Genomic DNA, 14,709 nt, shown 5'->3' with positions numbered 1-14,709 from the left:
TGATCATGCCGCTCTTCATTTCATCGTTTATTGGTATGGAGTTAAGATAATCTGCGGTTTTCACCGATCATTTTGATTTCTTTAGATAAATATCGAACACGTTCCATGATCCGTTGAGCTTTTAATGGTTCATCTTCTCCCCGTTGCGTCATTCGCAAATGCTCTTCACCCAATTGTTTCATATCAAAATTGGAAGAAAAAAACGTTGGCAATTGTTCTTGCATACGGTACTGCAAAATGACACCTAAGACATCGTCTCTAATCCAACTAGACATTGAATCAGCACCTATATCATCCAACATTAAAATAGGAGCTTTTTTTACAGCTTCTAATTTTTCTCCGGTCGTATTCTGGCCAATGGCTTGTTTCATTTCTACTGCGAAAGAAGGAAAATGCATCAGTGTAGAAGGGTATCCTTTTTCAGCCAGCTCATGAGCAATAGCCCCAACAAAAATGATTTGCCAACACCAAATGCTCCTTGTAAATACAATCCTTGATGAAAAGCTTTCGGATCGTCTAAATAGTCTGCAATAAAATCATATGCAGCGGTGATGGCGACAGCTCGTTCATCGGTTAGATGAAACCGTTCAAATGTCGCTGTTCTGACGTCTTTAGGCATATCCATGGAATGAATCCGACTTTTAATAGCCTGTTCTTTTTGTTTTGCGATCAATTCAGCTGTGGGGACATAAGTGACGTCAATAAAATAATAATTCATCACTAGTTGAGGGTGATATCCAGGAGCCATCATCCCGGTTTTTTCTTGGTACTTTTTCTTTTCATTTACAAATTCATAAAGCTTGGCATAACTTTTCACAATAGCTTCGTTGCTCAATTTTCCTCGGTTCTCTTCGATGAACTGTTGCACATCAGGATCGTCTAGTACATCTTGGATCAGTTTTTCATATTGATCAGATAAATTTCGTTCTTTCAGCATTTTTGTTAGACTCTTGCCAATATCTTCCATTTTTAGTCACCTTCTTTCCCAAAGTTTTGGATTTTTTTCAGCCGTTCCATAAAGGCTTGTTTTTCAGCTTCGCTCATCGGCTGTTCAGCTTTTGCTGTATTTCCTTCTTTTGCCCATTCTGGCAGGGTTTCTGTTCTCGTTTTTACAGGTTTCCCATAATTAGTCTGTCTTTGGTTCCCATATTGTTTTTTGACTGTTTGTTGTTTTTCAGCATTTTCTGAATACATTTTTTTAACTTTTTGAAGAGCCATCTCGGGAGAAAACACTTTATTTTGGGCCCAGTCATTTGAAATTTTATAAGCTAAAGCTTTTTCAAAAATAGGATTGTCTCTAGCTACGAGAATATAATGAATTAAAATATTGACAACAGAAGAAGGCAAATTAGCTTTTCGAAGGATCTCTTCTAATGTCCATTCTTCATTTTTAGTCACATAACCGCCTTTTTGATCTTTGATCGAAGTCATAAAATCATAAGGACTAATTTGTTCGCTCACTTCGATGATTTTAATCTCATCTTCTGATAAACCTTGTTGTTTCAAATCATTTTCACGAACTTTTTGTTGTTTTTGATCAACTTGGATATCTTTTTCAACCACATCTTGCAACTGAACATTCTTTTGATTGTTTTTGTGATAATCATGGTAGACGACATTTTTTAATTTTCGTTCGTCAATATTCCCTGTTTCCATATCGCTAGCTTCTAAGATATACCGCTGCATGGCCAATTCATTAATACCATACATCGTATGCAAAACTAAAATCGTTTTTTCCAAATCTTTTGTAATTGCCGAACGATTGATATAGTGGCTGTTTAGCCCTGTATAAAAAAACTTAAAGTCAAATGTTTGAGCATCAATCGTCGGCCCCTCAGGCTGGGTTGCCCCTACTAATTCAACTGGTTCTTTCAATAACGCTTTTTCTTGTTTAAATAATTCTGCATCAAAACGATAGACATCTAAAAACGACTTTGTAACATCTTGAAATTTTTCTTTATTAAGAGGGGCCACTACAAAACGGCTTCTTAGGTTTCTAAATTTTCGTTCTCCGATCGTTTCAAAGAGAAGCAAACTTAGCAAGTCATCGTTAAAAAACACCGCACTAGATTGAGGTGCCAGTAGTTCATAAACATACAGCTTCTCTGGATCCGTTTGAAGATAACTTTTTAATAATCCGATAGCTTCTAATTTAATTCTTGCTTGATAGAGTTCGGGGATGCCTACATTCAGCAATGTCAACAATTCTGAATGTAAAATCCCTTCGCTCCAATAAGATTCTTCCCCAATTTCGGTCCATAACGTCATATACAAACTATAAGCTGTTGCCCCAATGAGAGGCTGATATAAAAAAGTCAGGATTTTTTGATCCATATCCGAAAGCAAGGCATTTTGTCGGACCATGAATCCGTCTTTTGGACTCATGTTTTTCCAAGGATAACTCAAATGCCGTCACACCTTTCTGATTCCATTAATTCTTTTCTGATTTCTTTTTTTCAAATTCTTGCAGTTCTTTTAAGAAAACGCTCATATCTTTGAATTGTCGGTACACACTTGCAAAACGAATATAAGCAACATCATCAACTTCTGCTAGTTTTTCCATGATGTATTCTCCAATAATAGCGGATGAAATTTCATTTTCTCCTAAACTGCGGATTTTATTTTCAACGTCGTCAACTATTTTCTCAACTTGTTCCACTGCAACGGGTCTTTTTTCACAAGAGCGAATGATGCCCCGCAAAATCTTTTCACGGTTAAATTCTTCGCGTGTGCCATTTTTCTTTATCACCAGTAATGGTGCTTGCTCTACTCGTTCAAACGTTGTAAATCGGAAACTACATGCTTCACATTCTCTTCTTCTGCGAATAGCACGTCCATCATCTGCAGGACGGCTATCGACAACTCTAGAACCATTATTTTGACAACGAGGACATTGCACTATTCATCATCCTTTTTTTTATGATTTCTCGCATTTTTTTATTACACTCGCCACGATTATACCCTATTATACCACAGGTAGTACCGAGGTGAAACACCAGAAAAGCCCCGCTAATACGGATGGTTCTTGATACGATAAAAAGAATGAGTCTACTTTACACTCATTCTTTCATCTAAAAATCTTTTAGTTAATTTAGAGCAGCGGTTTCTTCAAAAAAATGATCCAACCATTCCATTACTTGTTTTTTAGTTTCTTGACGTGTGCCATTATTATCGATCACTACATCCGCTCTTTTTATTTTTTCAGCAATAGGCAATTGGGCAGCGATCCTCTGTTCAGCTGTTTCACGCGTCAAAGTATCCCGCTCCATCAGTCTGGTAAGTTGTGTCTTTTCTGATAAGGCAACTACCATAACTTGATCCACTTCTGTTGAATAATTGCTTTCAAACAATAAAGGAATATCTAAGATGATCAGCGGCGGATTTGTTAATAAATAATGCGTTTTTTGTTCTCTGATCCATCTACGGATGTGTTTTCCTAAAAGCAAGTTTAGCGTTTCTCGTTGTTGGCTGTCTGCAAAAACAATCGTTCCTAATGCTTTACGGTCTAAAGAACCATCCGGTCGAAGCACTTCCTCACCAAAATGCTCTTGAATATCTTTTAAACCATCTGTTCCTGGCTCAACCACTACTCGTGCTCCAATATCTGCATCTACAACTGGTATACCTTTTTCTTTAAAAATTTCGCTAACAGTTGTTTTCCCCGTGGCAATGCCTCCTGTTAATCCTAAAACAAATGTCATCTGCTTCACCTCTTTTTTCATCCTGTAATCCGCTTTGTCTCCTGTTACTTTTGACAGCTCGGGCAAATGTGGGTGCCTCTTTGAGCCACTTTCAACTTTTGAATAGGTGTTCCACAGTAAATGCAGGGTTCATTTGTCTTTCCGTAAACATGCAGCTTCACTTGGAAACTACCGGCTTCTCCTAGAGCATTTTTATAAGTTCTAATAGTAGTCCCGCCAGCTTCCACAGCTTCCCCTAGCACTTGTATGATTGCTTCGTGGAGGCGTTTGGTTTCTGATAGTTTTAAGGTATTAGCCGGTCTTAGCGGGTGGATTTTAGCTTTAAAAAGGGCTTCGTCTACGTAGATATTTCCTAACCCTGCTACAACTTTTTGGTCTAACAACAAAGGCTTGATTGCCCGCGTTTTTTGTTTGAGTGTTTTTTGAAAAGAAGCAAGCTTAAACGTTTCTGGTACAGGCTCAGGACCTAATGTTTTCAAACCAGCAACACTTTCTTGTTCTCCTAATGGAACAAGAGTCATTCGGCCAAATTTCCGAACATCCAGGTAACGCAGGTCCCAGCCATCATCTAAATGAAAGACCACATGAGTGTGTTTCTTTAGCGGAGTTTCTTTCGCTTCTACTTCGTATTTCCCTTCCATCCGTAAATGGGATACCATCGCCCAGTGAGTGAAGAGAAAAATCAAGTATTTCCCTCTTCGTTCGAAACCAACCAACTTTTCTCCAATCAGCTGGTTTGCAAATTCTTCACTGTGAATGGGTCCAGAAATAATCCGGTCCCAATATACATCAACCCCTACAATGGTCCTGCCTTCGACAAGTTGGGCCAAACCTTTTCTGACCGTTTCCACTTCTGGTAATTCTGGCAATCTTTTAGCAACTCCTTTTCATCCTAGCTTGTTTTATTTCGCTTCGTACCAATTGTCGCCGCTGTCGCTTTCTACCTTTAACGGTACATTCAAATCTACTGCATTTTCCATCACTTCAGCAACCAATTTCTCAAGGATTGGAATTTCAGCTTCAGGCGCTTCAAAAATCAGCTCATCGTGTACTTGCAATAACATTGTTGCTTCTAATTTTTCTTCTTTCAACCGCTTATCCATTTCAATCATTGCCACTTTAATGATATCTGCAGCACTGCCTTGAATTGGAGTGTTCATTGCTGTGCGTTCAGCAAATGAACGTAAATTAAAATTACGTGAATTGATATCTGGTAAATAACGACGTCGATGGAAAAGTGTTTCAACGTACTCTTTATCTTTGGCTTCACGAACGATTTCTTCCATATAGGTTTTAACCCTGGGTATTTAATAAAATACGTATCTATAAAGTTCTGAGCTTCTTTACGGCTGATTTCTAAATTTTTTGATAAACCATAATCACTAATGCCGTATACAATGCCAAAGTTAACTGCTTTAGCACGACGGCGCATCTCAGAAGACACATCTTCTTGCTTTTCAATTCCAAAAACACGCATGGCTGTACTGGCATGGATATCTTGACCTTCAATAAAGGCAGCTTTTAAATGTTCGTCATCAGAAATATGCGCCAGAACGCGTAATTCAATTTGCGAATAGTCAGAAGCAAATATTTTCCACCCTTTATGGCTGGGAACAAAAGCTTGTCTGATCTTTCGTCCTTCTTCTAAACGAATAGGTATATTTTGCAGATTTGGATCAATAGAACTTAAACGCCCTGTTTGTGCAATAGTTTGCATGTACCGTGTATGGATCTTACCATTGTGTCCATGGATGACTTTTAATAAACCTTCAATATACGTTGACTGAAGTTTAGCGATTTGACGGTATTCTAAAATATCTGCCACGATGGGTGCTTGGTCTCGTAGTTGTTCAAGAACGTCTACAGCTGTTGAATACCCTGTTTTAGTTTTTTTGATAACTGGATAACCCATTTTTTCAAACAAGATGACGCCTAGCTGCTTAGGCGAATTCAAATTAAATTCTTCTCCCGCTTGCTCGTAAACTCGCTTTTCAATAGCTAACAAACGCTCTGCAAACTCAACTTTCATTTCTCGCAATCGTTGAGCATCCACCTTTATTCCTGTGATTTCCATCTCTGCTAAAACCATCGCCAACGGTAATTCCATATCGTAAAACAATTCGCTTTGGTTGTTTTCAGCTAAATGCTGTTCAAGTTGAGCACTTAAAACTAAAATTGCTTTGACTTTCCGCGCTAAATGATCTTGCATCACCGCCGGATCTTCCGGCAGATGAATTTTAGCCCTTTACCATAGACACTTTCGTCCGAAGCTACTTCAAAGTAATGATGTTCTGTTGCTACTTCTGATAAATCTTTGCTATTGTCTTTAGTATTCAATATATAAGAAGCCAGCAAAATATCGAATTGTATATTTTCAACATCGATACCATACCGTTTCAATACCACAAAAGTACGTTTAGCATCGAAAACTTGTTTGCTAAACTTCGGATTTTTAGCCCAATCTTGAAAATCTTTTGAATTTAAGACCAATTCCGGTTCCCCAACATAGATATGATCAACATTTCCCCAACTGATACTAACGATATCCGCTGTATGGTAATTGTCGGTCAGCATTTCAACATAGAGAGCCATTTTATCGCTGAACATCTCTGGTGAAATTTCCGTTACAGTTTCATAGACGATTGCTTCGCGGTTAGCTTCGTTTTCAGCATCATGTTCTGTTGTATCTAATCGGCTTAAATGTGTTTTGAAATCCATTTCTTTATAAAAATCAATCAATTTTTCCGTATTTGGTCCGGTATAAGCTAGATCTTCTATCTTAATGGTGATAGGCGAATCTTGATCAATGGTGGCTAAGCGTTTGCTTAAGAACGCCGTTTCTTTTTCATTGATCAAATTTTCTTTCATTTTGCTTTTCTTCATCTCGTTAACGTGATTGTAAATATTTTCAACTGAGCCGTATTCTTTTAATAATTTTAACGCTGTTTTTTCACCGATTTTAGTTACCCCTGGTATATTATCCGAAGCGTCCCCAGCGAGACCCTTCATGTCAATAATTTGCATCGGGGAAATTCCCATCTCTGCTTGAATAGACTCAACGGTGTATTCTTTCAGTTCGCTAACGCCTTTGACAGTGATATCCACCCGTACATTTTCTTTAGCTAGTTGTGTGAGATCTCGGTCGCCCGAAACGACGACCACATCAAATTCAGCAGGATTTGCTTGTGCTGACAAGGTTCCTATAATATCGTCCGCTTCATAATTGTCTAATTCATAATGCTTGATACCGAAGCCATTTAACAACTCGCGCAAATAAGGCATTTGTTCCGAAAATTCACTCGGTGTTTTTGATCTTCCGCCTTTATACTCTTCAAAAAAAGCATTTCTAAACGTCGTTTTTCCGGCATCGAAAGCAACTAAAACATGAGTAGGCTTTTCTTTAGTCAAGACATTTTCGATCATACTATGAAACCCATAAAGAGCATTCGTGTGTAAACCACTTTTATTTTTAAACCGTTCAAGCTGCTGGTGCAAAGCAAAAAAGCTCGGAATGCAACACTATTCCCATCGATTAATAATAATTTATTTTTTTGAGTCATAAAAAAGCTCCTTTGTTTTCAGTTCTATAAGGATTATTTCTCCCGTTCATCTTATGAAATGAACCGATCGATATGCCCCTTTTCTTCATTAATATTTTACCAAAAAAACCTTTAGATAGCGAATCTGGTAAAAGACGACTAGACTCACAAAGACTGGGGGAAAAAGTGTCTTTGCCACTTTTTCCCCCAGTCTCCATTTTGTTATTTATTTGCTTAATGTGGAACGGCTTAATAAGGTTTCATAAGCCAATTCGAATTTTTGAACATCTCCTGCACCCATAAAAATAGCAACTGCATCGTGGTGTTCCAATAAAGGTGACATGTTCTCTTCTTTCAAGATCAAAGCACCTGTATCGATTTTTTCAGCTAGGTCTTCGATTGTTACATCACCTTGTTGCTCACGTGCTGAACCAAAGATATCACATAGATAAACCGAATCGGCTAAATTAAGAGCTTCTGCAAATTCACTTAACATAGCTACAGTCCGAGTGAACGTATGTGGTTGGAAAATTGCAATGATTTCTTTATCAGGATACTTTTGTCGAGCAGCATCAATAGTTGCCCGTATTTCTGAAGGATGATGAGCATAATCATCAATAATGACCATATCTGCCATCAATTTTTCACTGAAACGGCGTTTAACACCAGCAAATGTTCTAAGATTAGCTGCCACTTTGTCTTTATCAATATTTTCATAATGACAGATGGCAATGACCGCTAAAGCATTTAGAATGTTGTGTTTGCCATATGTTGGAATTACAAAGTGGCCATAAAATTCATTTCTAATGTAAACGTCAAAACTTGAACCGGTGATTGAACGACTCAAGTTTTTAGCTTGGAAATCGTTGTGATCTCCGAAACCATAATACACAACAGGAACATTCGCATGCAATTTCACCAATTGCTCGTCATCTCCACAAGCAATAATGGCTTTTTGAACCTGTTGAGCCATCACACTAAAGGCGTCCACTACATCTTCCAAACTAGTAAAATAATCTGGATGATCGTAATCAATGTTGGTAATAATAGCATAATCAGGATGATACGCTAAGAAATGACGACGGTATTCGCACGCTTCCAGTACAAAGAAATCTGCATCGGGAACACCATGCCCGGTACCATCGCCGATCAAATAACTCGTATCTACAATTGTACTCATGACATGAGCCAGAAGTCCTGTCGTACTCGTTTTTCCATGTGAACCTGTAATCGTGATACTAGTATAGTGTTTCAGTAAATCACCAAGGAAATCCTGGTAACGTATTACTGATAATCCCAGTTCTTTAGCAGCAACAATTTCTTCATGTGAATCCGGAAAAGCATTTCCGGCGATAATGGTCAAGCCATTACGAATATTTTTTTATCAAAAGCCAGAATAGGAATACCGGCTTCTTCAATGTTTTTTTGTGTAAAGAAGTACTTGTCTACATCAGAACCTTGGACCTTAAAACCTTTATCATGAAGGATCAAAGCTAATGCACTCATGCCTGAACCTTTAATCCAACGAAATGATAGATTGTTTCATTATTCATTTTTATAAAGCCTCCATTATTTAGCTACATTTTGTTTGTTATTAGACTAAGTAACCCTGCTCTAAAGCTTGTTTTGTTTCTTTTTGATGACTGAATGGGTTTCAAAAAAATCTTTTGTCCTATCAGCACCATCTGCTTAAGGCGGGAATCAATTAAATTCATTGCTTTGTTAATTGTTTTTTTCAAAAATATCCTTTGCAAAATACAACGAATACAGTATACCATGATTTTTTTTTTTAGCCTACCAATAATAAGCTTCTGCTTGAATCTTAATTTAAACCAAATATTGGCAGCGAATACATGTAATAAATGAAACCAATTTCTCATCTAAATAGACTAATGGATACTTAATACTAATAAAGTTAGCGGTATAAAAAAAGATTCATAGACAAATCGTGTTGGGAATTCTTAGGGGAAATGAATTTCTGCCGGAATTTCAAAATCGTAGAAGATAAATACCTTTATTTGGCTTACCAATACCAAAAAAGCTGAGACCAAATGTCTCAGTTAGTATGTTTTATAGGTATTTTCTTCATAGTCGGCTTTAGTGATAAAACATCACGTGGTTTTGAGCCTTTATTAGCAGAAATCAAGTTCTCACTTTCAGCGATTCAATTAAATTAGATGCTCGATTAAACCCAATTTTAAACTTGCGTTGTAAAGAAGACGCTGAGACTTGACCTTCATCAATAATAAACGGCAAAATTTCACCAAATAATTCATCTTTATTTTCAACAGCTTCCACTCTAGCCAAAGGGTTTCAGGTTCAAAAAGATAATTGGTTTTCCGTTGATCTTTTACATGTTTTACAATAGAATCAATTTCCTTTTCTACATAAGTCCTTGAATTCGGATCGGCTGACTGGCTCCATTCTCCAAGAATAGCATATCGCCTCGTCCTAATAATTTTTCTGCCCCTCCACTGTCCATAATAGTACGGGAATCCACTTGACTAGAAACCATGAAAGCAACTCGTGTAGGAATATTATTTTTAATCGTTCCAGTAATAACATCAACACTCGGCCGTTGTGTCGCTACTAAAGATGAATGCTGCAGCTCGTGCTTTTTGTGTAATACGCACAATAGAATCTTGAACATCGCTGCTTGCAACCATCATCAAATCGGCTAATTCATCAATAACAATCACAATGTAAGGCAACCTCAAGCCATAATCTCCATGCTCTTCAGCTTTTTCATTAAAGCGCTGAATGTTTCTTACCCCAGCAGCTGCTAATTTTTGATACCGCTCTTCCATTTCATTAACAGCCCATTTCAATGCTTCACTCGCTGCTTTAGGTTCTGAATAACCGGTGACAAAAGATGTGGTATCGCATTATAAGGTGCTAACTCAACAGCTTTCGGATCAATTAAAATCAGTTTAACTTCGCTTGGCTTAGCCTTATACAACAAGCTGACTAAGATAGAGTTGATAAATACACTTTTCCCTGATCCTGTTGCGCCGGCAATTAAACCATGCGGCATTTTATCAATCGTTGAAACCACTGCATCACCAGCTAAATTGACACCGATCGCAACTGTTAACGGAGAAGGATTGTTTTTGAATCCTCACTCGCCATTACTTCTGAAAGCATAAAGGTCTTGAATTTTTATTTGGTATTTCAACCCCTACCGTACTTTTCCCAGGAATAGGAGCTTCGATACGGATATCTTTCGCTGCTAGAGCCAATTTCAGATCATCGGATAAATTAGTGATTTTATTTACTTTTACACCTCGACCCAGTTGCAATTCGAATTGGGTAACGCAGGACCAACTGTCCACCCTACTACTTGAGCGTTGATATTAAATGCTCTAACGTCTCATTTAGTAACTCGGCTTGACCTAATACCCAATCATCCACAGCATTGCTTTTAAATTCAACCGGTGGATTTAACAATTCTAATGAAGGAACTGGTAAGCACTTAACTCTACTTTTCTTCTAATCCTCTTCTAATTTCTGTGGCAACTAATGGCTGTTTTTCATTTTTTCAGTTGTTGAGTGTTGTTCTCATTTGATAATTCATTTCTCGCAGAAACAAAAGTTTTTTCTTGATGAGGCAAATCATTCGTTGGTTTTTCTGCTGTCATGGCTGTTTCCGATACTGAAAGTGTAGCTGGCTCCTCATTTAATGACTCCTTATGAGGCAGCTCAGCTCCGTTCTCTGTTAGGATGATCGGTGCTGCTGACGAGATAGTCTGATCTGCTTTTCATCCCCATGACGATCCGGCAATTCTTTTTGAAGCTCTCTGTTTAATTGTTCCTCTAGTTTCTTTTGGGGTAGTTCTTTTCTTCAAGAATGTCCGGTTCTTGTTCTTTAAAGGTTTGTTTATCTAAATAATGCAGACGACTCATTGCTGCTTTAAATTCCAACATTTCATTTCTTCAGCTGTCAGTTCTTCAGTTGTTGATTCAGCTAAAGAAGCTTCCGTGCTTTCAGACAAGTCTGCATCCATTGCTGCACTGGTTTCGTCTTCTTTTGGTGCGAAGCATCTGCATCAATAACAGTTGATTGAATCTCATTGTCTGGCACCGCAGCTTTATTCTCTTGGCTCTCTTCGATTGATTCATTCGCTTCTTCTATCGCTGACTCTTTTTCTAAGGTCGGCAATGGTTCTAAATTAACGGCAAGGTCCGTTTCTTTAGGTTCTTCAGATACTCTTAAGGTTTCATTTGGAACAAGTATTTCGGGTCTTCAGGCATAACAATTTCATTGTCGGTACCTTTTTCATTAAAATACCCTGATACATTTTTTCCATTATTTAGACGGGTATCTTGATCCTCTTCGATCATTCCTGCTAATGAACGCCTTAACGTTCTTTTGCGCTGATTAAAAGAACTAGATTGTTTTTCTTCTTCCGGATTCTCTAAAACAACAGGCTCCTCTGGTGTCGTTGCTAAAAGGTACAGCATGTTCTTCTTTAAATAAACTTTCCATTTTTGCAGACAAATGATCAACCAATAAAATAAATTCATTGGCTTCTTTTTTAATTCTTTGTGCTATCTTTTATAATCAATCTTTTTTTTCTCTTTTTATCATTCTCTTGAAATCCATAATAAGGCGAAGGTATTTTTTGAACTTTAAAAGGAGTCGAACTCCGTCCAGTTTGAAACGGCATATCGTCATTTTTCAAAGCTTCTTTGGCTTTTTCATGGTTTCTTATTCGATTTCCCATAGCTTCTTTTCTTTTTTAATTGGGATTTTGAGTAGCGATAACTTTAGATTTTTCCGTTCGCTGTTTTCGTTCTAGATTGTTTTGACTAATCAACTCAGAAAAAAGCATTTCCGACCCTTTCGTAGGCAGTTCGCGGTTAATTTTATGGGTTGTTCAAGTTGGCTATTTTTTGTACGAGTAAAAAGGCTCTCTTTCTTCGCTACGTTTCAGAGTCACGATAGAAAGGAAACTTGGTTTTATGTGACCGTTTCTGGCCCTTTTGATAACTTGGTCCATCATATTTTGGCATGATGACGCTCCTTTCCTCTCTGTAGTTTCGTGTCTTAGTTTAACACAAATATCAAAGGCATTGTAGGGCTAATCTTACTCATTTGTTTAGAATAAATATGAAAACGAAATAAGACAGTAGTCATTATTGCACTACTGTCTTATCTTATTTCATTTATTTAGTTCATTTGAAATGCTTCTCCTGTTACAGCTGATCCAGGTAAAACTAAAATACCTTTTGTCGCTTCCGGGTTTTCTATGCCTAGTTCTTTAGCTGAACAAACCATACCGTGACTTGGTTCTCCCCTTAACTCGCCATCCCAAATAATCAAACCATTTGGCATCATAGCACCTACTTTAGCCACAACGACCTTTTGCCCTTTAGCAATATTCGCTGCGCCGCAAACAATTTGAATCACTTGTTCTTGATCTACTTCTATTTGTGTAATAGAAAGGTGATCAGAATCTGGATGAGGCACACATTCTTTTACTTCACCAACCACAAACTTAGGAGTTGTGTCCGCTACTAGCTGTTCATTAAAACCGGCTTTTGATAAGCAGTTATTTAATTGATCCACTTGTTCCGTTGTTAATGTCACAGGCCCTTTCCCTTCAAGTTGAAGCACATCTGACACTTGGAAGAAGTTAAAGCCAATCGTTTCGCCTGTTTCTGATTAAAGATGCGTGTAATATTTTCTTTTGTTTCAAATCCTTGTTCTGCAAACACACTTTTTCCTGTCATTAAGATTAATGTGTCCCCTATGCCATCCCTATTGTAACTGCTTATTATCATGTAATTTTCTCATCCTTTTTCTGTATTTCTTATTACTAAGACATCGCATGGAGCTTGTCGAATAATGTATTCACTAACGCTTCCAATCATCCAGCGCTCAACCATATTCAACCCTGTTTTTCCAACAACGATCAAATCACTACGGTGTCGTTCAGGGATATCTTTTGCTAACTCTATTTTCGGAGACCCTTTTACAAGTTCCGTCGTTACTTTATCTAAACCTGCTGCTTTAGCTTTATCGCCATATTCTTTCAACAGCTTTTCCATTTCAGTTAGATCAAATTCAAGAACGTCAAAACTGGCGCTTTCAATCCCCATATTATAAGAACGCGTATCAATGACATGTGCAATAACTAACTCACTATGATTTCGTTTAGCGATTTCAACAGCTTGTTCAAAAGCTTCTTTAGCAGAATCGCTTCCATCAACAGCAACTAAAATATGAGCGTATTGTTGAGTATCTTGTAACATATCCTCATCTCCTTATAATTTATATGGTGCTAGATAAGCTTAGTATATTACAATGTTTCGATAAAAGCTTCAATTTCCTCTTTTGTTTTACGATCTTTGCTGACAAAGCGTCCAACTTCTTGCCCTTTTCAAAAGCTACAAAACTGGGAATACCAAAAATAGCTAATTCTCCACACAAATCAATAAAACGGTCTCGATCCACTTCAATAAACTGAACCTCAGGATAGCTTTCAACAATTTCTGGCATGACTGGTTTTATAAATGTACAATCGCCACACCAGTCTGCCGTGAAAAAGAATACCACTTTATCGGCTTGTGTAAGCAAATCAAATTCTTCAACGGTTGCTAATTTTTTCATTTTCGCACTCCTTTTATTGATTTAATTGTTTTCATAATTTCAAATGTACTGCGATCCAACGTACGGGCAATTTGAAGAACCATTTCTTTAGCTGCAGCATAGTCATCAATATGAAAAACCGTTTGATGAGTATGGATATAACGTGCACACACACCAATTACTGCGCTGGGAACTCCATTATTCATAACATGAGCCGCCCACCAGCATCTGTTCCGCCTTTAGAAACAAAATTGATAAGGAATATTGTGAGTCTCAGCTGTATCCAATAAAAATTCACGCATACCTTTCAACGTGATCATACCTGGATCTTGGATTCTCAGTAAAAATCCTTCGCCTAAATGTCCAAAATTCGCTTTATCACCCGTCAAGTCATCGGCAGCAGAACAATCAACAGCAAAAAATAAATCAGGTTTGAATTGATGAACCGCTCCTTTAGTTCCTCGTAAGCCGACTTCCTCTTGAACGTTTGCTCCAGCAATCAAAGTATTTGGCAATTCTTCACCATCAACTCTTTGAGCGCTTCTATCACGACAGTCGTTCCATAACGATTATCCCAAGCTTTCCCAAGTATTTTTTTGCCGTTTGGCCATCTTAACCGTTTCAACATCGGCACGATAGTATCGCCAGGTCGAACACCAAAAGCTTCGCTTCTTCTTTAGAATCAAAACCTGCATCAAAAAGGATATCGCCTATTTCCGGTTTCCCTGCTTGTCCATCTTTCCCTCTCAAAAGATGCGGCGGCACAGAAGATGAAACACAAGGTAATCTCCCTTTGCTGTCTGCAATGTGAACCGTTGTGCCGAAACAACATAAGGATCCATCCGCCTAGAGGAACCACGTTAAAAAGTCCTTGTTC

At 37.9% G+C, this 14,709-nt stretch carries 7 protein-coding genes and 7 pseudogenes; all 14 read right to left on the bottom strand.

Annotation, left to right across the window (positions count from 1 at the left end; translation table 11 throughout):
* Positions 1 to 41: 41 nt before the first annotated feature.
* Positions 42 to 967 (bottom strand): annotated as a pseudogene (gene dnaI / locus NY10_RS00085) (primosomal protein DnaI).
* A 2-nt stretch (positions 968 to 969) separates the two neighbouring features.
* Entirely contained in the window at positions 970 to 2,406 is a 1,437-nt protein-coding gene (locus NY10_RS00080; protein WP_058918070.1) for a replication initiation and membrane attachment family protein, read from the bottom strand.
* Positions 2,407 to 2,431: 25 nt separating this feature from the next.
* Positions 2,432 to 2,899, bottom strand: coding sequence for a transcriptional regulator NrdR (nrdR, locus tag NY10_RS00075; protein WP_058918069.1), 468 nt, complete (start codon positions 2,897 to 2,899; stop codon positions 2,432 to 2,434).
* 187 nt (positions 2,900 to 3,086) lie between these two features.
* Positions 3,087 to 3,701, bottom strand: a complete 615-nt coding sequence (coaE, locus tag NY10_RS00070) for a dephospho-CoA kinase (RefSeq protein WP_058920176.1) — start codon at positions 3,699 to 3,701, stop codon at positions 3,087 to 3,089.
* Between the two features lie 44 nt (positions 3,702 to 3,745).
* Positions 3,746 to 4,570 carry a DNA-formamidopyrimidine glycosylase gene (mutM, locus tag NY10_RS00065; protein ID WP_058918068.1) on the bottom strand — a complete coding sequence of 275 codons (825 nt, stop codon included), beginning with the start codon at positions 4,568 to 4,570 and terminating at the stop codon, positions 3,746 to 3,748.
* 33 nt (positions 4,571 to 4,603) lie between these two features.
* Positions 4,604 to 7,261, bottom strand: a pseudogene (polA, locus tag NY10_RS00060) (DNA polymerase I).
* A gap of 205 nt (positions 7,262 to 7,466) precedes the next feature.
* A pseudogene (gene murC, locus NY10_RS00055) lies at positions 7,467 to 8,793 on the bottom strand (UDP-N-acetylmuramate--L-alanine ligase).
* Between the two features lie 503 nt (positions 8,794 to 9,296).
* Positions 9,297 to 10,702: pseudogene (locus NY10_RS12370) on the bottom strand (DNA translocase FtsK); the annotation flags it as partial.
* 502 nt (positions 10,703 to 11,204) lie between these two features.
* Positions 11,205 to 11,399: a hypothetical protein gene (locus NY10_RS00035; protein ID WP_058918065.1), complete on the bottom strand. Its 195-nt coding sequence runs from the start codon at positions 11,397 to 11,399 to the stop codon at positions 11,205 to 11,207.
* 50 nt (positions 11,400 to 11,449) lie between these two features.
* Positions 11,450 to 11,764 carry a hypothetical protein gene (locus NY10_RS00030; RefSeq protein ID WP_058918064.1) on the bottom strand — a complete coding sequence of 105 codons (315 nt, stop codon included), beginning with the start codon at positions 11,762 to 11,764 and terminating at the stop codon, positions 11,450 to 11,452.
* 646 nt (positions 11,765 to 12,410) lie between these two features.
* Positions 12,411 to 13,021, bottom strand: a pseudogene (gene ytpR, locus NY10_RS00020) (YtpR family tRNA-binding protein).
* Positions 13,022 to 13,033: 12 nt separating this feature from the next.
* On the bottom strand, positions 13,034 to 13,495 hold the full coding sequence (locus tag NY10_RS00015; protein ID WP_058918062.1) for a universal stress protein: 462 nt from the start codon (positions 13,493 to 13,495) through the stop codon (positions 13,034 to 13,036).
* A 47-nt stretch (positions 13,496 to 13,542) separates the two neighbouring features.
* Positions 13,543 to 13,853, bottom strand: a pseudogene (locus NY10_RS00010) (thioredoxin family protein).
* Positions 13,850 to 14,597, bottom strand: a pseudogene (locus NY10_RS00005) (zinc-binding metallopeptidase family protein). Before NY10_RS00005 ends, NY10_RS00010 begins: the two co-directional pseudogenes overlap by 4 nt.
* Between the last annotated feature and the right edge of the window lie 112 nt (positions 14,598 to 14,709).

Origin of the sequence: Carnobacterium sp. CP1 (assembly GCF_001483965.1) — a bacterium.
Lineage (GTDB): Bacteria > Bacillota > Bacilli > Lactobacillales > Carnobacteriaceae > Carnobacterium_A > Carnobacterium_A antarcticum.
Note: the sequence above shows the minus strand (reverse complement) of the source record. Positions and strands in the feature narration are given on the sequence as shown.